Origin of the sequence: Streptomyces sp. NPDC096176, assembly GCF_044763255.1 — a bacterium.
In the GTDB taxonomy this organism is placed as follows: Bacteria; Actinomycetota; Actinomycetes; order Streptomycetales; family Streptomycetaceae; genus Streptomyces.
On record NZ_JBIWFV010000026.1, the window covers coordinates 1 to 25,323 of the forward strand.

Annotated in this window: 18 protein-coding genes, 2 tRNA genes and 1 riboswitch; of the genes, 10 read left to right on the forward strand and 10 right to left on the reverse strand. The window is 71.4% G+C overall.

Features of this window, described 5'->3' with window-relative positions; translation table 11 throughout:
* Positions 1–235 precede the first annotated feature (235 nt).
* Positions 236–311, forward strand: a tRNA-Lys gene (locus tag ACIQ7Q_RS34535).
* Between the two features lie 82 nt (positions 312–393).
* Here ACIQ7Q_RS34535 and ACIQ7Q_RS34540 read toward each other — a convergent pair.
* The 3 genes from ACIQ7Q_RS34540 to ACIQ7Q_RS34550 all read right to left on the reverse strand — a co-directional run bounded on the left by ACIQ7Q_RS34540 (position 394) and on the right by ACIQ7Q_RS34550 (position 3,060).
* Positions 394–705 carry an SCO5918 family protein gene (locus ACIQ7Q_RS34540; protein WP_403871309.1) on the reverse strand — a complete coding sequence of 104 codons (312 nt, stop codon included), beginning with the start codon at positions 703–705 and terminating at the stop codon, positions 394–396.
* A 159-nt stretch (positions 706–864) separates the two neighbouring features.
* Positions 865–2,406: a DEAD/DEAH box helicase gene (locus ACIQ7Q_RS34545; protein WP_403871312.1), complete on the reverse strand. Its 1,542-nt coding sequence runs from the start codon at positions 2,404–2,406 to the stop codon at positions 865–867.
* Positions 2,407–2,856: 450 nt separating this feature from the next.
* Positions 2,857–3,060, reverse strand: a complete 204-nt coding sequence (locus tag ACIQ7Q_RS34550) for a cold-shock protein (protein ID WP_403871315.1) — start codon at positions 3,058–3,060, stop codon at positions 2,857–2,859.
* A gap of 437 nt (positions 3,061–3,497) precedes the next feature.
* Here ACIQ7Q_RS34550 and ACIQ7Q_RS34555 point away from each other — a divergent pair, with 437 nt between their 5' ends.
* The 5 genes from ACIQ7Q_RS34555 (at position 3,498) to ACIQ7Q_RS34575 (ending at position 7,977) form a co-directional block, all read left to right on the forward strand.
* Positions 3,498–3,824 (forward strand): MerR family transcriptional regulator, encoded by a 327-nt coding sequence (locus ACIQ7Q_RS34555; protein WP_403871318.1) that lies wholly within the window; start codon positions 3,498–3,500, stop codon positions 3,822–3,824.
* Positions 3,825–3,963: 139 nt separating this feature from the next.
* A tRNA-Met gene (locus tag ACIQ7Q_RS34560) sits at positions 3,964–4,037 on the forward strand.
* A gap of 239 nt (positions 4,038–4,276) precedes the next feature.
* Positions 4,277–5,428: a PP2C family protein-serine/threonine phosphatase gene (locus tag ACIQ7Q_RS34565; protein WP_403871321.1), complete on the forward strand. Its 1,152-nt coding sequence runs from the start codon at positions 4,277–4,279 to the stop codon at positions 5,426–5,428.
* A gap of 228 nt (positions 5,429–5,656) precedes the next feature.
* Positions 5,657–5,813, forward strand: a riboswitch (cyclic di-AMP (ydaO/yuaA leader).
* 10 nt (positions 5,814–5,823) lie between these two features.
* Positions 5,824–6,870 (forward strand): M23 family metallopeptidase, encoded by a 1,047-nt coding sequence (locus tag ACIQ7Q_RS34570; RefSeq protein WP_403871323.1) that lies wholly within the window; start codon positions 5,824–5,826, stop codon positions 6,868–6,870.
* 162 nt (positions 6,871–7,032) lie between these two features.
* Positions 7,033–7,977, forward strand: a complete 945-nt coding sequence (locus ACIQ7Q_RS34575; protein ID WP_403871326.1) for an aldo/keto reductase — start codon at positions 7,033–7,035, stop codon at positions 7,975–7,977.
* A gap of 15 nt (positions 7,978–7,992) precedes the next feature.
* Here the strand turns inward: ACIQ7Q_RS34575 and ACIQ7Q_RS34580 are convergent, their stop codons facing one another.
* The 4 genes from ACIQ7Q_RS34580 to ACIQ7Q_RS34595 form a co-directional block, all read right to left on the reverse strand.
* Positions 7,993–9,378 carry a PrsW family intramembrane metalloprotease gene (locus tag ACIQ7Q_RS34580; RefSeq protein ID WP_403871329.1) on the reverse strand — a complete coding sequence of 462 codons (1,386 nt, stop codon included), beginning with the start codon at positions 9,376–9,378 and terminating at the stop codon, positions 7,993–7,995.
* A gap of 113 nt (positions 9,379–9,491) precedes the next feature.
* Positions 9,492–10,283, reverse strand: coding sequence for a tRNA (guanosine(46)-N7)-methyltransferase TrmB (gene trmB / locus ACIQ7Q_RS34585; protein WP_403871332.1), 792 nt, complete (start codon positions 10,281–10,283; stop codon positions 9,492–9,494).
* Positions 10,284–10,417: 134 nt separating this feature from the next.
* Positions 10,418–11,647 carry an L-2-hydroxyglutarate oxidase gene (gene lhgO / locus ACIQ7Q_RS34590; protein WP_403871335.1) on the reverse strand — a complete coding sequence of 410 codons (1,230 nt, stop codon included), beginning with the start codon at positions 11,645–11,647 and terminating at the stop codon, positions 10,418–10,420.
* Between the two features lie 232 nt (positions 11,648–11,879).
* On the reverse strand, positions 11,880–13,370 hold the full coding sequence (locus ACIQ7Q_RS34595) for an MFS transporter (RefSeq protein ID WP_403871338.1): 1,491 nt from the start codon (positions 13,368–13,370) through the stop codon (positions 11,880–11,882).
* A 680-nt stretch (positions 13,371–14,050) separates the two neighbouring features.
* Between ACIQ7Q_RS34595 and ACIQ7Q_RS34600 the strand changes: the two genes are divergently transcribed.
* Entirely contained in the window at positions 14,051–16,198 is a 2,148-nt protein-coding gene (locus ACIQ7Q_RS34600) for an asparagine synthase-related protein (protein WP_403871341.1), read from the forward strand.
* 27 nt (positions 16,199–16,225) lie between these two features.
* On the opposite strand, the gene ACIQ7Q_RS34605 is transcribed toward ACIQ7Q_RS34600, so the two are convergent.
* Both ACIQ7Q_RS34605 and ACIQ7Q_RS34610 read right to left on the reverse strand, forming a co-directional pair.
* Entirely contained in the window at positions 16,226–18,310 is a 2,085-nt protein-coding gene (locus tag ACIQ7Q_RS34605) for a sigma-70 family RNA polymerase sigma factor (RefSeq protein WP_403871344.1), read from the reverse strand.
* A gap of 212 nt (positions 18,311–18,522) precedes the next feature.
* Positions 18,523–19,347 (reverse strand): TetR/AcrR family transcriptional regulator, encoded by an 825-nt coding sequence (locus ACIQ7Q_RS34610; RefSeq protein WP_403871347.1) that lies wholly within the window; start codon positions 19,345–19,347, stop codon positions 18,523–18,525.
* A 325-nt stretch (positions 19,348–19,672) separates the two neighbouring features.
* On the opposite strand from ACIQ7Q_RS34610, the gene ACIQ7Q_RS34615 reads away from it, so the two are divergent.
* Together ACIQ7Q_RS34615 and ACIQ7Q_RS34620 are read left to right on the forward strand one after the other, a co-directional pair.
* A complete protein-coding gene (locus ACIQ7Q_RS34615; protein ID WP_403871350.1) occupies positions 19,673–21,148 on the forward strand; it encodes an NAD(P)/FAD-dependent oxidoreductase in 1,476 nt (491 codons plus the stop codon).
* Between the two features lie 127 nt (positions 21,149–21,275).
* Entirely contained in the window at positions 21,276–22,958 is a 1,683-nt protein-coding gene (locus ACIQ7Q_RS34620; RefSeq protein ID WP_403871353.1) for a SpoIIE family protein phosphatase, read from the forward strand.
* 7 nt (positions 22,959–22,965) lie between these two features.
* On the opposite strand, the gene ACIQ7Q_RS34625 is transcribed toward ACIQ7Q_RS34620, so the two are convergent.
* Positions 22,966–24,240, reverse strand: coding sequence for an MFS transporter (locus tag ACIQ7Q_RS34625; RefSeq protein WP_403871358.1), 1,275 nt, complete (start codon positions 24,238–24,240; stop codon positions 22,966–22,968).
* A 162-nt stretch (positions 24,241–24,402) separates the two neighbouring features.
* Here ACIQ7Q_RS34625 and ACIQ7Q_RS34630 point away from each other — a divergent pair, with 162 nt between their 5' ends.
* On the forward strand, positions 24,403–24,972 hold the full coding sequence (locus ACIQ7Q_RS34630; RefSeq protein WP_403871355.1) for a MarR family winged helix-turn-helix transcriptional regulator: 570 nt from the start codon (positions 24,403–24,405) through the stop codon (positions 24,970–24,972).
* Positions 24,973–25,323 lie beyond the last annotated feature (351 nt).

Here is a 25,323-nt window from a genome sequence, read left to right on the forward strand (position 1 = left end):
AGCTGTTCCGGTTCAGCGGGACGGGCGCCGGCACGCTCGGCGGCCGGGTGCAGATCGGCAACAGCGGTTGGACGGCCTTCAAGGGCCTGTACTGACCTGAAGTCGCCGTGCCCGCCCGTGATGTGTCCGCGGGCGGGCACGAAGACGGGGCCCGAGACACGAAGACGGGGCCCGAGATCGGATACCCGATCGGCTCCGGGGATCTCTCCCGCTATGCTCAGGGGTGTTGTGTCGTGGGCCGTTAGCTCAATTGGCAGAGCAGCGGACTTTTAATCCGTTGGTTGTGGGTTCGAGTCCCACACGGCCTACCACCAGCAGGACGGGTTCACCCCTCTGACCTGCTACGGAGCGCCCCGACCGGTTTTGGCCGGTCGGGGCGCTCCGGCGTTGTCGTCAGATGTGTCCCGCGGGACCGAGCAGCGCGGACGCCACCTGGAGCGGGGAGCCGGCCCCCGTGGCCGGGGCGACCGGCGGGGCGGAACGGCAGGTGAAGCCGAGGCGGGTCAGCGCTCGGGTCACTTCACCGGCGGTGAAGTCGCGCCGGTCCTGCCTGGTGATCACTTCCCCCACCTGCTTGACGGGGTAGTGGCGGCGTCCGATGATCACGGACTCGCCCGTGATGGGTTCGGGCTTGATGCCCTTCATCGACTGCTGCACGTCGGCCTTGACGAAGTCGAAAGGGAAGCGGGCGATGACACAGCGCACGGGGCCTCAACAGGTCTCGGAGGAGGGCCGTGCGTGGGTACGCACGACCCGGGCTGGTTCGGCGGGGCGGGGTGGTGCCCCCGGGGCGTAAGCCCGACCGGCGGGTACGGACTTGGGGCCCGGACGGCCCCACATGCTCGCCCCCCGACGTCCGGCTCGTCAGGCGGCCCTGCCGAAGGCGGTCGTGGAGGCGGCGGAGGAGGAACGGCGCGCACGCGCGGGGCGGCTCCGCCTGCCGCGCGAGGAAGCGGCACTCTTCTTGGGACGCTCCGCGGCCGGGGCGGTGATCACGACTGGAACGCCGGAGGGCGCCTGGGCGCCGGTGATACGGCTGAGTTCGGCTTCGCCCGAGCGGACGTGGGCGATGTGCGGGCTGATGCCGGCGTCCGCCATCAGACGGGTCATCTCCCGGCGCTGGTTGGGCAGTACGAGGGTGACCACGCTGCCGGACTCGCCGGCACGGGCGGTACGGCCGCCGCGGTGCAGGTAGTCCTTGTGGTCGCTGGGCGGGTCGATGTTGACGACCAGGTCGAGGTCGTCGACGTGGATGCCGCGGGCCGCGACATTGGTGGCGACGAGCACCGTGACATGGCCGGTCTTGAACTGGGTCAGGGCGCGGGTGCGCTGCGGCTGCGACTTGCCGCCGTGCAGGGCCGAGGCGCGTACCCCGACGGCCAGAAGGTCCTTGGTCAGCCTGTCGACAGCGTGCTTGGTGTCCAGAAACATGATCACGCGGCCGTCACGCGCCGCGATCTCGACGGTCGTGGCGTGCTTGTCGGTGCCGTGCACGTGCAGGAGGTGGTGCTCCATGGTGGTGACCGCGCCGGCCGACGGGTCGACGGAGTGGACCACCGGGTCGGTCAGGTAGCGCCGGACGAGACGATCGACGTTGCGGTCCAGCGTGGCGGAGAACAGCATCCGCTGCCCTTCGGGCCGCACCTGGTCGAGCAGAGCGGTGACCTGGGGCATGAAGCCCATGTCGGTCATCTGGTCCGCCTCGTCCAGGACCGTGATCGCGACCTGGTTCAGCCGGCAGTCGCCGCGGTCGATGAGGTCCTTCAGACGGCCCGGAGTGGCGATGACGACCTCGGCCCCGGCACGCAGCGCGCCGGCCTGGCGGCCGATCGACATCCCGCCGACGACCGTGGCCATCCGCAGCTTCAGCGCCTTCGCGTAGGGCGTGAGCGCGTCGGTGAGCTGCTGGGCCAGCTCGCGCGTGGGGACAAGGACGAGTGCCAGCGGCTGACGGGCCTCGGCGCGCTGTCCTGCCGTGCGGGCCAGCAGTGCCAGCCCGAACGCGAGGGTCTTCCCGGAGCCGGTACGGCCGCGCCCGAGGACGTCCCGGCCGGCCAGGGAGTTGGGCAGCGTGGCCGCCTGGATCGGGAACGGCGTGCTCACGCCGAGACGCGTGAGCGTGTCCAGGATCTCGGCGGGCATGTCCAGTTCGCCGAAGGTCTCGGCTGCGGGCAGGGCCGGAGTGATGGTCACCGGCAGGGTGAACTCACCCTGCGGCCCGGAAGACCGGCGCGCGGGGCCGCCGGAGCGGCTGGACATGCCCGCCGAGCGGCTGGGAGCGCCGGAGCGTCCGTGCGGACCTGAGCGGCCGGAGGCCGGGGCACCGGAACGGCCGCCCCTTCCGTTGGCGGAGCCGCCCGTACGGGTGCGGGAGTATCGGTCGTTCGTGCGAGACGTGCGGTTCATGCAGAACCTTCCTCGGTGCGGCGCGTACGAGGAATTCCCAGCGGAGAAGCCGCATGAAGAATCACAGGAACGGGCCGATGAAAAGATGAGCGAGCGGGCCGGACCGTTCCTGCGAATACAAGACATGAGACAGGTCTTGTGATTACAGGAAAAGGTGGTCGGCGCTCGTGTGGGGCTACGGAAAAACCCGCGCCCGGAAGCCCGTCCGGAGAACCGTTCGGGGATGATGCTCCCGGAAGTCGTTCACGGGAGTCGTGCAGGGAAGTCGGGGCGGAGCGTCTGGAGTCGAGCCGCCGCCACACAGGCCGTGCAGGCCGGCTGTGAAAACGGCATTCGCAGAGCCCGTGCGCCCCGACGAAACAGCGGAAGTCCGCAAAATGCAACGAGCTGAGGCCCGCACCCCAAGGTGCGGGCCCCAGCTGCGTAGAACGCCTGGGCGTCAGACCGACATCAGGCGGGAACGATGTTCTCCGCCTGCGGGCCCTTCTGGCCCTGCGTCAGGTCGAAGGAAACCTTCTGACCTTCCTGAAGCTCACGGAAGCCGGAAGAAGCGATGTTCGAGTAGTGGGCGAACACGTCGGCGCCGCCGCCGTCCTGCTCGATGAATCCGAAACCCTTTTCCGCGTTGAACCACTTCACGGTGCCAGTAGCCATGTTATTTCTCCTTCGGGGCAGTACCCAAGGACTCGCACTTTGCGAGCCCCGAGTCGCCGCAATGATTACCCCGCCCGGAGTGCACCGGAAATGCAAAAACGCTCTCGCCGGATCGTGAGAACCGGTAAGGGCACTTGAATTCTTTGGGAACCACAACTGCAACCGAGATCGACAGTAGCACGTCCTGAGCGATCGTGCACAGCCTCTTCGTCGCCGTCGATAAAAGGATCGTCGAATCCATGGCGTCGCCTTCTGAATTTCTCCAGTAGCCGGATCAGATATTTTTCAGCGGCGCGGTTCCACCGTACAGACCGGGCAGATCGGCCCCGGTAGGAAATGTGCAGCGGGGGCGGCAGATTTCCCGGCGCGTCGGCGTTAGGATTTCGGTACGGCGCCACGGCGCCACGGTCCCACGCCGTGCTCGACGAGAGGTGTAAATGACTTCAGGTGTCCCGCAGTACGCCGACGACAGGTTCGGCGACGACGACTACCCGGCCTACACGATGGGCCGCGCGGCGGAGATGATCGGCACCACACCGGCTTTTCTGCGCGCCCTGGGCGACGCCCGGCTCATCACTCCGCTGCGGTCGGAGGGCGGCCACCGCCGCTACTCCCGCTACCAGCTGCGCATCGCCGCCCGGGCCCGTGAACTCGTCGACCAGGGAACCCCGGTCGAGGCCGCCTGCCGGATCATCATCCTCGAGGACCAACTCGACGAAGCCCTCCGCCTCAACGAGGAGCTGCGCCGGGCCGGCTCCCAGTGAGCCGGCATCCGGCCCCGACGGCGAGGGCCGCTCCCGTAGGACTGACGGACGACATGCCGTGGATGTGACCGCCTCGGCGGGGCCGGAACGGTAAGTGGATTTGATCTTGCTCCGGATGGCGTAAGGTTGTGTTCACCGACGCGGGGTGGAGCAGCTCGGTAGCTCGCTGGGCTCATAACCCAGAGGTCGCAGGTTCAAATCCTGTCCCCGCTACTGATGGCCACGGCCCGGCAGACGATCGAGAGATCGACTGCCGGGCCGTTGTTGTTCTTCCGGCCGTACCCCCGTTTTCCGGCCGTGCCCGTCTTCTTCCGGCCGTACTCCGTGCGTGCCCGGCGCCCGTCCGTCGCCCGGTTGGACGACGGGGAGTCGCTGCGCGGTGCGTCGGCGCTCAGCCTGGGGAGGGCGCGGCAAAGTCCGCGGCCGTCAGCGGACCCGGTAGGAGAGCACCCTTGGGACAGGAGTCGCGAGACCAGGCCGGCTCCCGGAGCGCCCCGTGGCCCGTACGCGTGCTGCCGGCCCTGATGATCGTCGGCGGTGTCGTCTTCGACCTCCTCACCCCCGCCCGCTTCACCGCGGTACCGCTCTTCGCCGCAGCCCCGCTCATCGCGGCGCCCGTCGTCAGCTGGGTCACGACGCTGCTGACCGGGATCGCGGCGGTGATCGCCGTCAGCGGCCTCCATGTCGTGAACCGGACCGCCGCGCAGATCACGGCGGTCACGGAGACGACCACGCTGCTGACGGTCGCCGCCCTCGCACTGCTCATCAATCGTGTCGTACGGCGCAGCGGGGAGAAGCTCGCCTCGGCCCGGGTCATCGCGGAGACCGCGCAGCGGGCCGTGCTGCCCGAGCCGGTCGAGCGGATCGGCGGCCTGCACATCGCCGCTCGGTACGAGGCGGCGCAGGCGGACGCGTTCATCGGCGGCGACCTCTTCGCCGTGCAGGACACCCAGCACGGGGTACGGCTCGTCGTCGGCGATGTGCGGGGCAAGGGACTGGGCGCGGTCGGGACGGTGGCCGTGATCATCGGAGCGTTCCGTGAGGCGGCCGAGCAGGAGAGCTCCCTGGAGGGCGTGGCCCAGCGGCTGGAGCGGGCGCTCCGGCGCGAGGGCATCCGACGGGAGGGGCTCGACCTCGTCGAGGGGTTCACCACCGCCGTGCTGGGCGAGATCCCGCGCGGCCGGGCCTTGGTACGGCTGGTGAACCGTGGCCATCCGGAGCCGCTTGTGCTGCGTGCCGACGGCGGTGTCGACGTGCTCGAGCCGTCGGAGGCGGCGCTGCCGCTGGGAATGGGTGAGTTGGGGTCGTGGTCGGACAGGGCGGACGAGTATCCGCTGCCCGACGGGGCGACGCTGCTGCTCTATACGGACGGGGTGACGGAGGCGCGCGACGACCGGGGGGTCTTCTACGATCCCGTCGAGCGGCTCGGGGGACGTCTTTTCCCGGGGCCGGACGAGCTTCTGGACGCACTGATCGACGATGTCCGCCGGCACACGGGCGGCGGGTCGAACGACGACATGGCGCTGCTGGCGGTCGCCCGGCCCGCGGCGGGCGGGCCGGAACGGCGCCGGACGATGCCGGTGGTCCCGGCGTACCCGTCCTGATTGCGGTGCGTAGTCGTAGCACACCCCTCCGCATAACAGCTGACACACCATCAGGAACACGGGCCCGTCTGACGTTTGATCAAGTCGCCCGGGTCCGGCCGCTTCTGTCCGGTTAAGTCCCGGCCGAAGCCGTTAACGATCACCCGGAACAGCTTGGATTCCAGCCCCGGCGTCTATTAACGTTCGATAACGCAGCGCGGTCGTCCCAGCCGTCGTAAGAGGCGGCACCGTGCGCACGCGCCGAATCCCGCAAGGGAACCGGGGAACCACTCATTGGGGTGAATCGGGCACCTTTTGCCGCTCCGTCGAGCGGCCGAGGTACTCGTAGGAGACCTTCCTGCTCCGAACCCGTCAGCTAACCCGGTAGGCGATAAGGAAGGAAGGAGAACGCCTTCGTGGCGTCCAACATGCCTGCCCCCGAGGCCCGCTTCGCGTCCGAACGCTTCGGCGACGACGCACCCGAGCGGACCTGGGAGGAGTGGAATCCCACCGAGGACTCCATCCGCCCGGTGCGCGGTCGGCACCGCGTCATCAAGCAGCGGGGCGGGCTCGCCCGCAGCTCCACGGTGCTCGGAGTCGGCGTGATCGCCGCTGTCGGTGCGGGCGGCATAGCCACCGCGCAGGACAAGCCCGCGGTCTCCATATCTCTGCCCGACGCCATCACCGACAAACTCCCCGACGCCAAGTCCCTTCCGGGCGTGGGATCCCTGATCTCGGACGACTCCGTGGACTCCGCCGCGCAGGCGAACACGGCGCCGCTCACCGCCGCGACGACCGTCGCCGACGGCGGCACAAGCTCCGCTCAGGGGGCGGGCGCGGGCGAGGCACTGCGCGCCCGCATCCTCCAGCAGGCCGAGCAGCAGCAGGCGGAGGCGGACGCCGAGGCGAAGGCAGCGGCGGAGACGCTCGCCGCCGAGCAGGCCGCGGCAGCTGCCGAGAAGCAGCAGAGCGCGGCGGAAGCCAAGGCCGCAGAGGAGAAGCGCAAGGCCGAGGAGGCCGCGCGGGCCAAGGCGGAGGCAGAGCGTCTCGCCGAGCTCGCCAAGAGCTTCGCCCTCCCCACCTCTTCGTACACTCTCACCTCCACGTACGGCGAGTCCGGCTCCATGTGGTCCTCCGGGCAGCACACCGGCCTCGACTTCGCCGCCCCGACGGGCACCCCGGTCAAGGCCGTGCACGGCGGCACGGTCAAGTCCGCGGGCTGGTCCGGCTCCTACGGCTACCGCATCGTGCTCGAGCTCGACGACGGCACCGAGATCCTGTACGCCCACCTGTCGTCGATGACGGCGAGCGCCGGCCAGAAGGTGACGACCGGCGAAACCATCGGACGCGTCGGCGCCACGGGCAACGTCACCGGGCCGCACCTGCATCTTGAGGTGCACACCACGGGCGGCTCCGGCATCGACCCCATGGCGTGGCTGCGCGGCAAGGGCCTCACGGTCTGACCCCCTGCCCGGTACGGGACCACCGCGGCGCCTCGGACACCACTGAACGAGGCACCCGGCGACTCCTGTGCCGGGCATACCCATGTCTCCGGCAGCCCGGGCGCACCCCCCGATGCCAGGGCTGCCGGAATACGCCGGGGAAGACGAGTTGTTGATCAGCGCATGGCCTCCTCACGCACTCTCGGCTCCTCCGACCTCAGCGTCTTTCCGCTCGCCCTCGGCGGCAACGTCTTCGGCTGGACGGCCGACGAGACGCGGACCTTCGCCGTGCTCGACGCATACACCTCCGCAGGAGGCAATTTCGTCGACACCGCCGACAGTTACTCGTCCTGGGTGCCCGGAAACGAGGGCGGCGAGTCGGAGACGCTCATCGGCAAGTGGCTCGCCGCCCGCGGCAACCGCTCCGAGGTCGTCGTCGCCACCAAGGTCGGCGCCCACCCTCGGCACCAGGGCCTCTCCGCCACCACGATCAAGGCCGCGGCGGAGGAGTCGCTGGCCCGGCTGGGGACCGACTACATCGACCTCTACTACACCCACTTCGACGACCCGTCCGTGCCCGTCGAGGAGATCATCACCGCCCTCGACCAGCTGGTGAAGGAAGGCAAGGTCCGCGCGATCGCCGCCTCCAACCTCAGCGCCGAGCGGCTCCAGGCCTCCCTGGACTTCTCCGAGCGGGAGGGCCTCGCCCGCTACACGGCGCTGCAGCCGCACTACAACCTGGTCTCGCGCCACACATACGAGGGCGAGCTCCAGGAAACCGCCGCCCGCGCCGGACTCGCCGCCGTCCCCTACTACGCGCTCGCGTCCGGCTTTCTCACCGGCAAGTACCGGCCGGGCGCCGCGGTGGAGAGCGCCCGGGCCCAGGGCGCGTCCAAGCACCTGGAGTCGGAGCGGGGCCTTCGGGTCCTCGCCGCGCTCGACGAGGTCGCGCAGGCGCGCGGCGCGGAGATCGCGACCGTCGCGCTCGCATGGCTGGCCGCGCAGCCGACCGTCGCCGCCCCGATCGCCTCCGCCCGAACGGTCGAGCAGCTCGCGGCTCTCGTCGCCGTCGCGGACCTCGAGCTGACCGACGGCGAGCTGGCGGAGCTGACTGCCGCGTCCGCCTGACGCGTCGGCGGGGCTTCAGTAGCGGTACGGGTTGTAACCGTCGTAGTTGCGGTACGGCGGCGGCACCCGTATTCGGCCGGTCGCTTCGGCGGCGTACGCCAGCGACGGGCCGGCGACCTCTCTGCGCTGCCACAGATGGTGCAGCAGCTCCTGCTCGCGTTCCACGAAGTCCGGGCCCGCCGCCCCCCGGTGGGCCCGGTGGCGCAGGAACGCGAGCGACGTCGCGAACGCCTCGTACTCCGACACCGCATGCCCCGCCGCCGGTCCGTACGTGCGCCGGGCGAAGTCGCGCGCCATCGTGCGCGCCCGCATCGACGACAGCGCGGACGGCTCGGCGGCCGACATCCAGCCGGCCGCGGCGTACGCGGGAAGCTCGTCGGATATCGTGCGCAGCTCGCGCTGGCGGGTCCATATCGTCAGCCAGGTGAGCAGGCCGAAGACCGGGACCATGAACGCCCCGTACACCGCGTAGAAGCCCCACGGGCCCAGCAGCGACGCAGACCCGTTCCACAGGGCGTGCATGCCCATCGCGAGCGCCAGGCCGAGCAACGGCAGCGCGATGCGCCGCAGACGCCGGTGGCGGCGGGCACCGAGCGCCGCTACGCCGAAGCCGATGCCTGTCAGCACGGTGAACAGCGGATGGGCGAAGGGCGACATCACGATGCGCACGAAGAACGTCGCAGCGGTCACGGAGGCCAGGCCGGAGGCGCCCAAAGCCTGGTCCTCGCCGAACGCGTTGCCCAGATAGAGGATGTTCTCCGTGAACGCGAAGCCGGTGGCCGTGAATCCGGCGATCACGACGCCGTCCACGATTCCGGTGAAGTCCCGCCTGCGGAAGACGAAGATCAGCAAGATCGCGGCGGCCTTCGCGCTCTCCTCGACGACCGGCGCTATGACCGTCGCACCGAGGGTGTCGGCGGATGCCGGGTCGGCGGTCGCGGTGGCTATCCAGCGGGTTGCGAAGGTGTTCGCGATGATCGCGATCAGCGCCGCGGCACACGCGCCCCACGCGAAGGCGAAGAGGAGATTCCGCCACGGGCCCGGCTCCACCCGGTCCAGCCAGCGGAACGCGGCCAGCAGCAACGGGACCGGGAGCGTGGCCAGGCCGAGCCCGACCAGGAAGCCGTGGGTGCCGGTCTGTTCCCGTACGAGCACCAGGATCACCAGGCCACACAGGGCGAGCAGCGTGATCACCACGCCTGCGCGAAGGGCTCTGTTGCGCCACAGCTTCGAGGCACGCGGCTCGTAGCGCCGCCGCGCGGGCGCCGGCACTTCGGTGAGCAGCGCGTCGACATGCTGCTGCTCGCACGCCGGAAGCACCGGATGCGGTGGCACCTGCGACATCACCGCCGGGGGGTGCGGGCGGTGCTCCGGGGGCGGCTGCGCGGACGAGTCGGACACCCGTCGACCCTAACGAGGCGCACCGACAACTGGCGACGGTGCGTGGCACGCCACCCTGCCGGCATCAGGCTCCGGGTCCGGGTGCGCCGGGACCCGGACCGCACCCCGCCGCCTCACGCTGCGGGCTGCGCCCGGCGGAACAGCAGATCGTGCACCTTGTGGCCCTTGTCGAGCCCCTGCCCCTCGAAGCGGGTCAGCGGACGGAAGGCGGGACGCTGCGCGAAACCACCGTCGCGCTGGGTGTTCTCGAAGTCCGGGTGCGCGGAGAGCACCTCGAGCATCTGCTCGGCGTACGGCTCCCAGTCGGTCGCGCAGTGCAGGACGGCGCCCGGCTTGAGCCGCTGGGCGGCGAGGTCCAGGAAGGCGGGCTGGATCAGCCGGCGCTTGTGATGCCGCTTCTTGGGCCAGGGGTCCGGGAAGTAGACGCGCATTCCGTCGAGCGAGCGCGCAGGGAGCATCTCGCGCAGCAGAATGATCGCGTCGCCGTTGGCCACCCGGACGTTGGAGAGGCCGCCCCGCTCCGCGAGGCCGAGGAGGTTGCCCTGGCCGGGGGTGTGGACGTCGACCGCGAGGATTCCGGTCCCCGGGTCGTCGGCGGCCATCTGCGCGGTGGCCTCGCCCATGCCGAAGCCGATCTCCAGGACGACCGGCAGTCCGCCGAACATCTCCTCGAGGTCGAGCACCCGGTGCCCGTCGATGTCCAGGCCCCACACCGGCCACAGCCGCTGCAGCGCATCGCCCTGCCCGGCGGTGACCCGGCTGCGCCGCGGCTGGAAGCTGCGGATGCGGCGCTCGTGGTGCGACCCCGCGGGGTCGGCGGCGGGCCCGCCGGGGAAGCGCGGCTCGCCCTTGGCGCGGATGAAGTGGCGGGGGACATCGGGAGTGGGGTCACGGAGCTCAGACACAGTGCTCCGATTCTACGAGGGCGCGGCCGCGGGCCTCGCCGGGCCGAGCGAAGGGCCGGAGCGCGCACGGGGGTGGCCGGCGGCACCGCCCCGGCAGCCCCCGGGCAGCCCGGACGGCCGCGTCATCGGCCGGATCAGCGGGTAGGGCGGAGGCGGGTGTCCGCGAGCGAGGTGAGGGCGCGGCGGGCGACCTCGCGGCCGATCGGGAGGGACGCCGTCGCCGCGGGGGAGGGGGCGTTCAGCACGTGCACCGTGCACGGTGCCTCGCGGATCAGGAAGTCGTCGGCCAGCGTCCCGTCCCGCAGCACCGCCTGCGCCCGCACGCCTGCGGGGGCCGGCCGGAGGTCGTCCTCCGTCACCGCGGGCAGCAGCCGCCGGACCGCCGAGGTGAACGCGCGCTTCGACAACGAACGGTGCAGCTCGCCCGCGCCGTACCGCCAGTGGCGGCGGGCAACGTGCCACGAGCCGGGCCAGCCGAGGGTGCCCGCCAGCTCCCGGGGGTGAACGGTCGACCAGCTGTAGCCCTCGCGAGCCAGCGCCGGGACGGCGTTGGGCCCGACGTGGACGCCGCCATCGGTGCCGCGGGTGAGATGGACGCCGAGGAACGGGAACGCCGGGTCGGGCACCGGGTAGACCAGGCCACGCACGAGCCCGGGGCGGGCCAGGTCGTAGTACTCGCCGCGGAACGGGACGATCCGCATCCCCGGGTCGTCGCCCGCCAACCGAGCCACCCGGTCGCAGTGCAGCCCCGCGCAGTTGACCAGCACCCTGGCCCGGACGACCGTGCCCGACCGGGTCCGCACCGCGACGCCCCACGGCCGGCGGTCGACGGCGGTGACCTCCTCGCCGTACCGCACGTCGGCGCCGGACGCCGTCGCGAGCTGCGCCGCCACCGCCGCAAAGTCGCAGATCCCGGTCGTCGCCACATGAATCGCCGCGAGCCCGCGCACCTCGGGCTCGTACTCCGTGATCTGCGCCGGGCCGAGCTCCCGCACGGGGATTCCGTTCTCCCGGCCGCGCTGGACCAGGGCGTGCAGCCGCGGCAGCTCGTCCCTGTCGGTGGCGACGATCAGCTTGCCGGTGACCTCGTGGTCGATGCCGTACTCCGCGCAGAACTTGACCATCTCGGCCGCGCCCCGCACGGCGAACCGCGCCTTCAGCGAACCGGGGCGGTAGTAGATCCCGCTGTGGATCACTCCGCTGTTGCGCCCCGTCTGATGCCGCGCAGGGCCCTGTTCCTTCTCCAGGACCGTCACCCGGGTGCCCGGAGCCGTGCGGGCCAGCGCGTACGCCGTGGAGAGGCCGACGATCCCGCCGCCGACCACCAGCACATCGCTGTCGAAGTCCTGACCGGACGCCCTCACCGCGTCACCTCCCACCCCGATAGTGCACTGGCCCGCTGACAACGCGCTTAAACCAGCCGATACACGGGAGCCACATGGTTCGCTCCTCGGCCTTCGGGCCCGCGAGCCGCTCTGCCCGATGCCTGCCCGATGCCTGCCCGAACGGTGGCCCGAACGGTGGCCCAGGCAGGGCATCAGCGCGTCTCGAGCAGGCGTCGGCGCATGCCGCCGCCCGCAGGTGTCAGCGCATGCCTCACGCAGGTGTCATGAGGAGCGGGCGGGCTCTCTCCCGCAGCTCCATCACCCTCGGCTCGTCGCCGTACGGCTCGAGACGGTGCAGCAGGTCCCGGACGTACTCGGTGGTCCGCGCCGAGGAGATCCGGCCCGCCACCTCCACCGCGCGCGTGCCCGCCGCGCATGCCGCGTCCAGGTTGCCCGACTCCAACTCGGCCACCGCGGAGACGACCAGACGCAGCCCGTGCGAGCGCACGTACTCCTCCGTGGGCCGGGACAGCGCCTGCTCGGTGAAGCGCCGCACCTGCCTCGGGGCCTTCAGATCGCGGTAGCACTCCGCGGCGTCCGCCGCGAACCTGTCGTACGAGTAGAAGCCCAGCCACGACGGGTCGGCGTCGCCCTCCCGCGAACGCTCCAACCAGCCCTCGGCCGCCCTGAGCGCCGCGCCCGCCGCCACCGCGTCGTTCGCTTTGGCATGAGCGCGCGCCTCCACCAGCCGGAAGAAACTCATGGTGCGGGCGGTGGCCAGCCCGCGGTTGCGCTCGAGCGCGGCCTGCGCGAGGTCGACGCCCTCGTCGGCGAAGCCCCGGTACGTAGCCTGCAGCGACATCGACGCCAGCACGTATCCGCCGAGCGGCACGTCCGCGGCCGCGCGCGAGAGGCGCAGGGCTTGGATGTAGTAGCGCTGCGCGGCCTCCTGCTGGCCGGTGTCGAACGCCATCCACCCGGCGAGCCTGGTCAGTTCGGCCGTGGCGCCGAACAGCGCCCGGCCCACCTCGTCCGAGTACGACCCGAGGAGCAGGGGGGCCGCGTCCACCCGCAGGCACTCCGGGACCATCGACGAACGCCAGTCGCCGCCGCCGTACTTGGAGTCCCAGCGGCGGGCGTCCTCGGCCGCCTCCCGCAGTTTCGCGACGTCGCTGTGGCCCACGCGTGCGGGCGTGTCGCCGGTGTCCGAGGCATCGGCGGCGTCAGCGCTGCCGGCGGCGTCGTCGGCGGGAGAGACGATCAAAGAGCCGCCCGAGGCGTCGAGCAGCCGCTCGACCGACGGGTCGGCCGGGGTTATCAGCCAGCGGGAGGCAGGCGTCGCGTAAGCGCTCACTGCGAACGATCCGGCCAGCGACTGCCAAATGCCCCCGCCGCCGGCCCGGCGCCCGGCGAGATCCAACCGATACAGCTCGGTGGCCGATTTCACCGCCTCGCCGACATCTCGGGGGAACGCCAGACCCACCTCAGGGGCCGGGTCGGCGTCAGCCAGCCCGATCTCGTGGAGCGGCACAGGACGCCCCAGCTTCGCCCCGATGGCGGCGGCGATGAGATGGGGCGCCGCCCCCTGCGGCACCATGCCCTTCGACACCCACCGGGCCACCGACGTCTTGTCGTAGCGGAGGGTCAGACCACGCTGCGCGCCGAGGTCGTTGACCCGACGCGCGAGGCCCGCGTTGCTGATTCCCGCGAGGGCGAGAACCGTGCCGAGCTTTTCGTTCGGCCCGCGTTGCTCCCTGGACATGCGCCACCCCTCGACACGCAGACGGCTGCCGCGCACGGCCCGCGCACGGCATTCGTGCTGTGTCCTCCCGGTTCACATGCCCCCGTCCCGACCGGTCCCGGCTGCAAAAGCGTGTGGCCGAGCCCTGCGGAATATGCGCACCTGCGGAGAACATCAGTAAACACAGCGTAGTTCGCCGCATCCCGACCGTTAAGGGGCCAAGTTCCCTATGGCGAGATTGTTGTCCGTACGGGTGGTTGTCGGCACCGCCCCGTGCTCCCGCCGTGTGGCCGTGCGCCTGTGCGTGCGCTCTGGCCGGTCAGGGGCGGGAGCGCTTCCATGAGTGCTGCGTGGGTCGGCCCGCTGCGTACTGGAACCAGCGGGCTGGGGGACACCACTGCCTCAATCCCCGCGGGCGGTGGACAGGGTCCGGGAGGTGAACTGCGCCTCCCGGTCCGTGTGTTGGACTCAAACGGCCGTTCCGTGACGCTTCGGAAAATGGCCGAATAACGACTGTCCTCCGGTCGTCTGCCGAACCCTCCAGGGGTCTGCGGCAGGTCCGGACGGAACTTCGGGGCGGTCGGCAAATCGCCAATGCCAGGGGCGCGTTCACTTTTTGCGCGCGCTACGGGACCCACTCGCGCGCGCCTCCTTCGTGGCAGCATGTTCCCGAACGGCTTCGGGGACACGTGGAGGCGGCGATGCGGTGGCTGGTGGGGTGGAGCAGTATCGCCGCGAACTTCGGCACGGTCGGTGCCGTCGGCGCGTCCGACGAAGGCCTCACCGTGCACCCCGTCGGAGCCCAACTCCTCTGGGGCGACCCCGATCCGCTGTGGGCGGTCGGAGACTGGCGCCCCGACGAGGTGCGCGTCGTCACCGCCGAACCGCACCAGCGGCCGGCCGTCTCCGGCGGCACCCATGCCCCCACGGTCACCCGTCTCGCCGTCCTCGGCTGCTGCGCGGCCAGTGACGAGCAGCTGCGCGTCGGCCTGTTCGCGGCGCGCGGTGGCGCGCTGAGGCATCTGACCGCGTGGGCGGGCAGCTACACCGCCGTCGTCCAGGTCGGCCGCCGTATCACCGTCGTCGGCGACCTCGCGGGCGCACGGCCCGTCTTCTACACCCCGTGGGCCAACGGCACGGCCTACGCGACCGCCGCCCTCCCGCTCGCCGATCTCATCGAGGCCCAGCTCGACATCGGCCACCTTGCCGCGCTGCTCGCCTGCCCGGAGACCCCGGAGGCGCTGCGCGACTCGACCCCGTACGCGGGAGTGAAGCGCATCCCGCCCGGTCATGCGCTGATCCTGCGGGAGGGCTCGCGGGAGATCACCGGATACGAGCCGGTCGCCTCCCTGGCGGTCGCCGCGCCGCAGGTCGAGGCCTCCCGGGCCATCGACGGGGTACGGGACGCACTGGTCGAGGCCGTGCGCGCCAGGCTCACCGCGCCCCGGCACGCGCCGGAGACCCTGCCGCCCGACCCCGGCCCGGTCCCTGGGATGGGCCCCGCGGAACGCCGCGCCGCACGGGGCGCACCCGCGCCCGGCATCGGCGCGGACCTGTCCGGAGGCAGCGCCTCCAGCACCCTCGCGCTGCTGGCGGCGGGCCTGCCCGGTGTGCCCGGCACGGTCCTCGGGCACGGCACGGGCGCCGGTGAACGGCTGCTCGCCGTCACCTTCAACGACCTCGCCACCAGCGGGCACGAACTGCGCGAACCGGAACTGGAACGCGCCCGGGCGATCGCCGCCAACCCCCGGTTGCACCATGTGGTCGTCGCCGCCGGCGAGGAGGGACTGCCCTACGCGGGCCTCGACTCCGGGCCGCTGACGGACGAGCCCGCCCCGTCCCTCGTCACCGCGGAACGGCACCGGGGGCGGCTGTCCGCCGGCAGCGCCGACCACTTCACGGGCGCGGGCGCCCGGCAGGTCCTCGACGCGCATCCGGCGCGGCTCGCGGACCTGCTGCTGGACCGGCGCAGACGCCATCTGCTGCGGCCCGTCACGGCCCTGGCCCGGTCCGAACGGCCGTCGCCGCAATCGCTGTTCGTGCCGCTGACGGTGTACCGGGCGGCGCGGCGGCTTGCCCGCACGCCGTACCGCACCGGCCTCGAGACGGCCGCCGACCTCCTCCTTGCCGCCAACCGTCCCGGGCCTGCCCTGCGCAACGGCGCGGTGGGTGCGTCGCTTGCTGCCCTCGCCTGGTCACGGCCGGGGCCCGCTGCGCGTTGGCTGACCGGGGAGGCGCTCGCTGAAGTATCGGTTCGTCTGACGGAGGCAGCGACGCGCCCGACCTCGGTCCAGCGCCCCGGCGAGGCCCGGGCACGGGCGGCACTCACCCGCCACGCGTCGGACCACCGGATTCTGGAACAGGCCGCGGAGATCCGCAGCCAGCGCCTGCACGCGCCTTTTCTGGACAACCAGGTCGTACGGGCCTGCCGCGACCTGCCCGAGTCGCTGCGGGTGCAGCCGGGCGCGCGGTCGGCGGTACTGCGCACGGTCCTCGCCGGCACGGGGATCCACGACCTGCCTGCGGGCTGGGGCTCCCCGACCCACGCCTCCTCGGCAGCGGCGACCCGCGCGGGGCTGCGGGCGGCGCTGCCGCATCTGATGGCCCTCTTCGAGGCACCGCTGCTCGCAGACGCGGGCCTGGTCGAGGCGCGCGTCGTCCGCAAGGCGCTGCGCGCGGCATCGGAGGGGGAAGCGGTTCCGCTGGACGGCCTGGCGGACCTGGTCTCGACGGAGCTGTGGCTGCGGAGGCTGCTGTCCCGCCGTGGCACGTGCTGGACGGGGACGGCCGCGCCACGCCGACGCGCGGTGGCGGGCGGCGTGCCGCGGAGGCCGACGCTCCAGCCCTAGGGGCGAGTGCGGGGGCTCAGGTTCTTGCTACCCGCACGTGATCCGCGACTGCGCCCACCCCGCGAGCGCCGCGTTGCTCAGCGGCTTGTCCGGTTCTGCGACCAGGCGGATTGTGCTGCGGCCGGTGAGCGGCACGTGGACCGGTACGGCCGCGTCGCCGCCGCGGACCACGGGCGAGCGCCACAAGCGCGTCCCGTCCCCGTAGACAGAGAAGCGCACCGCGCCCAGGCCCGGCAGGCCGGTCAGGTCGTCGAAACCGACCAGGGCGTCGTAAGAGTTGCACCGGCGGTTGAGGTCGATGGTGACGGACGACTTGGCGTGGACGGTCGCCCCGTGCGCGTACTGCTTGCCGCCGATCGACATGCCCGAACGCTGCCAGAGCCAGCTGCTTTCACCCAGGCGCACCTCAGGCCCCGTGTGGTCGCCGAACATCCCGTACTCCAGCCGGTTCACCTGATAGACCGCGGCGGGCGGAGGCGGAGGCGGAGGCGGGGGCGGAGGCGGAGGCGGAGGCGGGGGCGGAGGCGGCGGCGGTGGTGTGGGTTTGGGCGTGGGCGCAGGCGTGGGGGTGGGCGTCGGCTCGGGTGGAGCCGACGGTTCGGCTGTCGGCGTCGGCCTCGGCGGCGTGGGCCTCGGAGTCGGAGGAGGCGTGGGCTTCGGCTTCTGCGCTGGTTGCGCCTGAGGAGGCATCGGACCGGGCGGCGCCGGGAGTTTCGGCGCAGGCGGCTTCGGTGCGGCCGGCGCGGCGGACGCGGTGGCGGGCGGCTTGGCCACCGGCTGCGGAGCGGGCTTCGGGTCGCCGGACAGGGCCCAGACCAGACCCGCCGTAGCGGCGACGGCGGCGGCCGCCGCGATACCGGCCTTCGCCGGTGCGCCCAGCCCCTCAGCGACAGCGCCCCCACCGGCGCCCCCTCCGGATGCCCCACTGGTGGCCGCCGCTGCTCCGGCTCCTGCGGCCCCCGCCGCCCCGCCCGCGACGATCCCGGCCGCCTTGAGGGAGTACCCCGCGGCGAACCAGCCGATGACCGCGACCGGAAGCAGCGCTGGAATGCCGGCGTTGACATGCGCCAGCTCGCCGGCGGCCAGCCGGCACTTTGCGCACTCGTCCAAGTGCCTGCGCAGACCGCGCTCGGCACGCATCCGCAGACCACCGCGGGCATAGGCGCCGAGCCGGTCCGCGTACCGCGCGCAGTCGCCGCCCGCGGTGAGGGCCGTGCTCACATGGGCCTGGAGGTAGGCCTGCTTGAGCCCTTCGCGCGCCCGGCTCGCGAGCACGGCCGTCGCGTTGGCGGTCAGCCCGAAGAGCGGTGCGACCTCGCTGGGCGACTCCTCCTCGACCGTGGTGTGCCACAGCACCGCCTGCCAGCGCTCCGGCAGTGACCGGAACGCCTGCATGGCCAGCGACTGCTCCGCCTCGTGCATCGCCCGCACGTCCGCGCCGAGGTCGAGGGCGGCCTCGTTCGACGCGTCCGCGCTGCGGGTCGCCTCTGCGGCGAACGCCGCGAAGTCCTCGACCAGTTGCTCCCGTTTTGCCGTCTTCGTCCAGGTCGCGGCGACACGACGGACCGTGGTCAGGAGGTATGCGCGCACGGCCTGCTCCGGACCGGCACCCCGGCGGACCGCCTGCAGGGTCCGTACGAACACCTCCGCCGTCAGGTCGTCGGCCGTGTCGGCGTCCCGACAGCACGTACGGGCGTAACGCCGGACAGCGCCCGAGTGACGGTGGAACAACTCCTCATAGGCGCCGTCGTCACCGTCCCGCATGCGCTGGATCAACTCGGCGTCGGCAGGAAGGACTTTCCTCGGCGGCGGCAGCACGGAGTCGGGACTGCCGGGCTCACGCTGCTGCGGCACCGCGTACTGGTCATCGACGGGAGCCGCAGGCGGCGGGTACGCCGCCGACGACCCGCTCGCTGCCGGACCGCCCGATGCCGGACTGTCTGATGCCGGACCGCCCGATGCCGGACGGTCGGCTCCCGCCGTACCGCCCCGCCCGGCCGCGCCGGAGAATCCACGCCGACCGCCCTGGCTCGGCACCTGGGAGGAGGGCAGCGCGCCGGCATCCGACCGGCCCGCACCGCCGAGCGACTCGTCCCGCCCGTCACCGCTCATCGCGGAAGCCCCCGTCAGCACCTACAGACCCGAACACCGGGCCAGCGTGCCACAGTTGGCCTTTACGCCGAACCCTCCTGTACGGCAACCACTCATCCGGGGAAACTTTCACCGATCCGAGCACTGTGCGTCACTCGTACGGGGAAGGCTGAACCTCCGTGCGGTCAGGGTGCGTTGACCCCGAAGTGAGCGATCACAGCGAGGGCGCACGATCACGCCGACCGCGGACGCAGGCCCTCCAGCAGAATGTCCAGCAGCCGTGCCGAGGCCGCTTCCTGCTGCGTGGCATCCGGCAGCGACGGCGCGGCCGTGGCTATCACCAGCAGTACATCCGCCACGGTCACGTCACCGCGGAGCTCACCGGCGGCGCGGGCCCGGTCGACGAGCCTGCCCACGACCTCCAGCAGATCCGCCGCACCCGCGTCGTCCTGGTCGTCCGCCGGGACCGGCCGCGGGGCCACGACGCGCAGCCCTGGCTGTGCGCCCGCCCGCTGCTGCGGAACGCGCACGTCACCTCCGACCGCCTCGTGTGCCGCCGCCACCTCGGCACGCGCCTCCTCCAGCGCCTGCGCGCGGCCCGCGACCGCCCTCGATTCCTCGCCGTCCACACCCACCCGCAGCACCTGGGGCGGAAGCAGCCGCCCCGCACCGGATGCCACCGATGTGCGCAGGAAGCGCGAGAGCGCGGACCACGGCTCCTCCTCCTGGCCGAGAGCCGTCCGTGCCTGCTCGGTCAGCCGGGAGGTCTCTTCCTCGGCTATACGGCGCACCAGCACGTCCTTGCTCGGGAATCGGCGGTACACCGTCCCGACGCCGACCCTGGCCCGGCGCGCCACGTCCTCCATCGGCGCCCCGTAACCCAGCTCGCCGAACACCTCGCGTGCCGCCCGCAGGACGTGCTCGAGATTGCGCTGCGCGTCGACCCTCAGCGGCGCCGAGCGGCTGGCCCCACCCGATCCCGCGTGCCCGTTCCCATTGCTGTCCGCCGCCGAAGTCTGCGCGACAGCGGTCTGCCAATGCGAATCCTGAATATGCATGAGCGTTCCCCCGGTCATGTCGTCTCCCCCCGGAGACCTCCCCGCCTGTCCGCCGGGCATGTCGTGACGTGACACCCCGACCGGGTACGAACATAGTTGAGCCCGAGTCAATTCAGAAGGGGGTACTTCCGCACGGAGCGCCCCCCGATCGGAGCAAGGGCCGGAAGGCTCCCTATTACGCCCCCGGACCCTGTCCAGTCCGCCATCTCTGACCTGCGTGGCTTCCTTTTTGCCCCGAGCTGCGCGCCTGCCCGGCAGCAGCCTTTTTCCGGTCACACAATTTGCCGAGGCTGTGGACAAACTCCCGAGGCCGTTGCCTCATGGGATGGTGAAGGCTGCAAACACCCGGGGCACGACCTCCGGCACCTCGCCGCGCACGCGCATTCTCGTCGTGGGCGGCGGCTATGTCGGGATGTACACCGCACTGCGCCTCCAGCGGAAGCTGAAACCTGAGCTCGCGCGCGGCGAAGTGGAGATCGTCGTCGTCAGCCCCGAGCCCTATATGACGTATCAGCCATTCCTCCCTGAGGCCGCGGCCGGCTCCATCTCCCCACGCCATGTCGTGGTGCCCCTCCGCCGCGTCCTGGGCAGATGCACGATCGTCATCGGCGAGGCCAAGGCCGTCGACCACGCCAAGCGCACCGCGACCGTCGCCACTCTCGCGACCGAGGAGGAGGGCGCCGGCGCGATCGAGATCGCCTATGACGAACTCGTCATCGCGCCCGGCTCCATCTCCCGCACCCTGCCCGTCCCCGGCCTCACGGACTTCGGCATCGGTTTCAAGACGGTCGAGGAGGCCATCGGCCTGCGCAACCACGTCATCGAGCAGATGGACATCGCGTCGTCCACCCGAGACCCCGCCGTCCGCGACGCGGCACTCACCTTCGTCTTCGTCGGCGGCGGCTACGCGGGCGTCGAGGCCCTTGCCGAACTCGAGGACATGGCCCGGTACACCGCGCGGTACTACCACAACCTCAAGCCGGAGGATCTGAAGTGGATCCTCGTCGAGGCTCAGGGACGCATCCTTCCCGAGGTCGGCGAGGTGATGGGCAAGTACGCGGTCCGCGAGCTGCGTGCACGCAACATCGACGTACGCCTGGAGACCCGGCTCGAGTCCTGCGAGGACCGGGTGGCCGTGCTGAGCGACGGTTCCCGCTTCCCCACCCGGACCCTCGTGTGGACGGCGGGCGTCAAACCCGCACCGGTCCTCTCCGCGACCGACCTGCCTCTGAACGAGCGCGGCCGGGTCAAGTGCACGGCCCGCCTGTCGGTCGAGGGAGTCGACCACGCCTGGGCGGCCGGTGATGCGGCGGCCGTCCCCGACGTGACGTCCGACAAGCCCGGCGCCGAGTGCGCGCCCAACGCGCAGCACGCCGTGCGCCAGACCAAGGTCCTCGCGGAGAACATCGTTGCCTCCCTCCGCGGCGCGCCCATGGAGGAGTACGCGCACAAGTACGTCGGCTCTGTCGCCTCCCTCGGCCTGCACAAGGGCGTCGCCCACATCTACGGCCGCAAGCTCAAGGGCTATCCGGCCTGGTTGATGCACCGCGCCTACCACCTCAGTCGCGTGCCCACGTTCAACCGCAAAGCGCGTGTGTTGGCCGAATGGACCCTCTCCGGTCTCTTCGAGCGTGAGATCGTCTCCCTCGGCTCGCTGGAACACCCGCGTGCCGAGTTCGAACTCGCGGCGGGAGGCAGACGACCGGCGAACGGCTCGAAGGACCAGTCGGCCGGTGGCCCGGAAGAGGGGCCGAAGGACCAGTCGGCCGACGGATCGCCAGGCGGCCCCCCGGGGGCCTGACGGCGGTTCGGCGGCTTGCGGAAAGACGACTGTCAGTCCGGTCGTACACACTGGACGTGTGACCATAGGTGGGCTCACGGCTGCACAGAGTGACCCTTCGCGACAACCCATTGAGGCTAGAAAGTCAGTGAACTTCACGCGTTGGAGCTCCAGGCTCCCCGGTACGCAGCGTCGCGCCGCAGCGCGGGGAATCGACCCAGGGCTTTCCCCGACGCAACGGTCCGAGGGCTCGGTGCCCGCGGCACGCGGCGAGTACGGACAGCCGGAGCCCCCGCCCGACGTCCCGGCCCTGGAGGACTTCTCCGTCCCCGAGATCCTCGGCCGCCTGCCCGCACTTGTCGCGCTCGTGCATGGCCCCGAGCATCGCGTCGTGTACGTCAACGACGCCTATGCCGCCGCTTTCGGTCACCGTCCGGTCGGCGCCACCGCCGTGGACGTGTGCCCGGAGCTCGCCGAGCTCGGTCTGCTTCCGCTCATGGACCAGGTGCTGCGCAGCGGCAAGCCCCGCACGGTCAAGTCCCGCAGGATCCACGGCAGCGGTGAGCCCGAGGCCCAGCGCGGGGAGGGTTCGTACACGGTCACCTGTCTGCCGGCGGAGCGGACAGACGGGAGCAAGGAGACCGAGGGCGTCTTCGTCTTCGCCGCCGATGTCACCGACCACGCGGAGGCGGCCGAGCGGCTGCGGGCCAGTGAGCGCCGCCACCGGGAGACGGCCGTCACGCTCCAGCGTTCGCTGCTCCCCCAGGAGTTGGAGCAGCCGGACGACCTGCGCTTCGCCGCCACCTACCAGCCCGGAGGCACCGACGCCGCGGTCGGCGGCGACTGGTACGACGTGATCACCCTCGGCGCGGGCCGTACGGCGCTGGTCATCGGTGACGTGATGGGCCGGGGTGTGCGTGCCGCGGCCGTCATGGGGCAGCTGCGCACCGCCGTCCGCGCCTACGCCCGCCTGGACCTCCCGCCGCACGAGGTTCTCCAGCTGCTCGACGGGCTCGCCGCCGAGATCGACGCCAGCCAGATCGCCACCTGCGTCTACGCGGTGCACGACCCGAACGAGGGCCGGCTCGTCTACGCGTCCGCCGGGCATCTGCCGATTCTGGTGCGCGACGAGGACGGCAGGGTGGAACGTGCGGCGGAACCGACCGGTCCGCCGCTCGGCACCGGCGGCTGGCTGCACACATCCGGAGCCATCGACCTGCCGCCCGGCTCCACTGCGGTCCTCTATACGGACGGCCTGGTGGAGCGCCGCGGTGAGGACATCGACGAAGGGGTGGCCGCGCTGGAGCGAGCGCTGGCCGGGGCGACCGGCAGCCCGCAGGTGGTGTGCGACCGGCTGATCCGCTCCCTGGGAGTGACCGCGGAGCATGACGACGATGTCGCCGTGCTCGTCCTGCAGCATCCGACACGCCTGGGCGCGGACGCCGAGCTGTTCCACAACGCGGCCCTCGACCTGCTCGGCGGCATCGAGGCGGCCCCGCGGGCCCGGGCTTTCGCGTCGGGAGTGCTGGCCTCGTGGCGCTTCCCCCCGGAGCTGCACGACCTCGGCGTCCTGGCCGTCAGCGAACTGGTCGCCAATTCGCTGCAGCACGGCACCCCGCCCATGCGGCTCAGACTCCGCCGTACCGACCGTCGGCTGATCGTCGAGGTGACCGACGGGGACGACCACCTGCCGCGCCGCCGCCGCGCGGAAACGGAGGACGAGGCGGGCCGCGGGATCTCCATCATCGCGACGATCGCCTCGTCCTGGGGGAGCCGCCGTACACCGGGAGGCGGCAAAGCGGTCTGGTGCGAGTTCGCCCTGCCGCAGTGACACGGCCTCAGTGGGCCGGTGCGACGGCCTCTTCGGGCTTGTGCACGGCCACCACACGGGTCTTCGCCGCGAGCGACGGCTGGTCCTGCACGGGAGTGAGGCGCTTGCCCAGCCGCAGCGCCAGCACCGTGATGGCGAGCGAGAACAGCACGAACGTCACGATGTACGGCGCGTGCAGTGCGGCGCCCATCGGCCCGCCGACGGCCGGGCCGACCGCCAGCGCGAGCTGCTTGACCAGGGCGAAGGCGGAGTTGTACTGCCCGACCATGGCCTCCGGCGCGAGATCCGCGACCAGGGGCGCCACGGTCGGCGACAGCATCGCCTCGCCGAGGCCGAACAGCGCGTAGGTGGAGATGAAGGCGGCGGTCGCCATGGCCTGGCTGCCGTGTCCGAGCCCCGCGTACCCCGCTGCCAGCCACGCCAGGGCCCAGATCAGCCCGACCGACGCGATGACCCGGCTGCGCCTGCGGCGCTCCACGAACTTCAGCACCAGGAACTGCGCGAGAACGATGACGGCGGTGTTGGCGGCCAGGGCCGTGCCGAGGGTCGCGGGCTCGATGCCGGCAGCTTCGGTGCCGTAGGCCGCGAGGCCCGACTCGAACTGGCCGTAGCAGGCGAAGAAGAGGACAAACCCCAGCACGAGCAGCTGGACCATGGCCCGGTGCCCGAGCAGCGCACGCAGCCCTCCCTTGGCGCCGGCCTCCTTGTTGGCGGGCCGGGTGCCGTGGAGCGACGGGGAGTGGGGGAGCCGCACGGACAGGGCGATCCCGGCGAGCACCAGGAACATCGCGGCCTCGATGCCGAACAGCAGCAGGAAGCTTTCCGGGTGGCTCTCGTCGACGATGTGTCCGCCGATCAGACCTCCGATGCCCAGCCCCAGGTTCTGCAGGAAGAACTGTGTGGCGAAGGCTCGCGTGCGGGTGGCGGTCTCGGAGCACCAGACAATCATGGTCGCGAGCGCCGGCTGCATCACCGCCGTACCGGCACCGAGCAGCGCCGCGGACAGGACGACGGTCGGCAGGCTCTCCGAGAGACCCATGCCGATGGCGCCCATGGACGCCAGCAAAGCGGCGGCGACGAGTACGGGCAGGGGACCGCGGCGGTCGATGACCCGGCCGGTGAACGGCAGGGCCACCAGTGCGGCCATCGCGAAGACCGCGAGCACGACACCCGCCGAGCTCGCGCCCAGGTCCCGCACCTGTGCCACATAGACGTAGAGGTACGGAACGGTGAAACCGAGTCCGAACGCGCTCAGCGCGTTTCCCGCCTGGATCCGGCGCATCGCTGCACCCTTCGCCTTGGTCACACTCACCTGCTTCACGATCTGGGAAGTCCTGGAGATCCGGAGTACTGAACTCTGAAGACTTCAACGCTAAAGTTCGATGTTTAAGAGTACACAGTGAAGGACTTCAAGGCCAATGCGTGCCGTGCGATACTTCGCCGCATGCCTACCGAGATCCCCGAGGCCTCCGTGACGCCCGGCCCACAGGAGCCGAGCCTCGATGAGCAGATCGCGGCCTACCAGCGCGAGTTCGGCGATCTTGACCCCCAGGTCGAGAAGGTCGTCTCCGCCCTCGGCCGGCTCAACCGCCGCATGAACGTCGCCTACGGCCGCCAGGTCGCCGACCTCGGTATCAGCAATGCCGAATGGGAAGTCCTCAAGACCCTGGTGCTCTCGGGCTCGCCCTACCGGATGGGTCCGGGCGAACTCGCGAAGCGGCTCGGCCTGACCCCTGCTGCCATGACCCACCGCATCGACCGCATGGCCGGCGAAGGTCTGGTCACCCGGGACCGGGACGAGAACAACCGGGTGCGGGTGATCGTGGAGCTGACGGACGAGGGCCGTACCAAGTGGCTCGAGGCGATGCGCATGGCGACGCACTTCGAGGAGGACCTGCTCCAGGACCTCTCGGGTGAAGAGCGGGCGCTCCTGGGCGAGCTGTTGATCCGTGTGCTGCGCCGCGTGGAGCACGATCAGCCGGACGCCGGCGGACGTCTCACCGATCTGGACTGACCGGACCGCAGCGCGGCCCGGGCCGGCGCTTGACACGGCCCGCTGCGATCCGTAAGGTTCTTCGAGTTGTCACGGAGCCGGAACGGTTCTTCGACAGCCATCCCGCCGCGAAAGCGGCAACCCAACTCAGCACGATCTCCCAGCCGGGACGAATTTCGGCATGCCGAAATTCATTTCGAAAGCTCGATTATGAGTCGCCAGGGAAATCCGCTAGAGTTCGGGAGTCGGAACGGCCCAACAGTCGGGAAGACAAACGCAAACCCATTCTGACTGGGAATCAGGCCCGAAAGGATCTGATAGAGTCGGAACCGCCGGAAGGCCGAAAGGCCGGAAAGCACACCGAGGAAATCG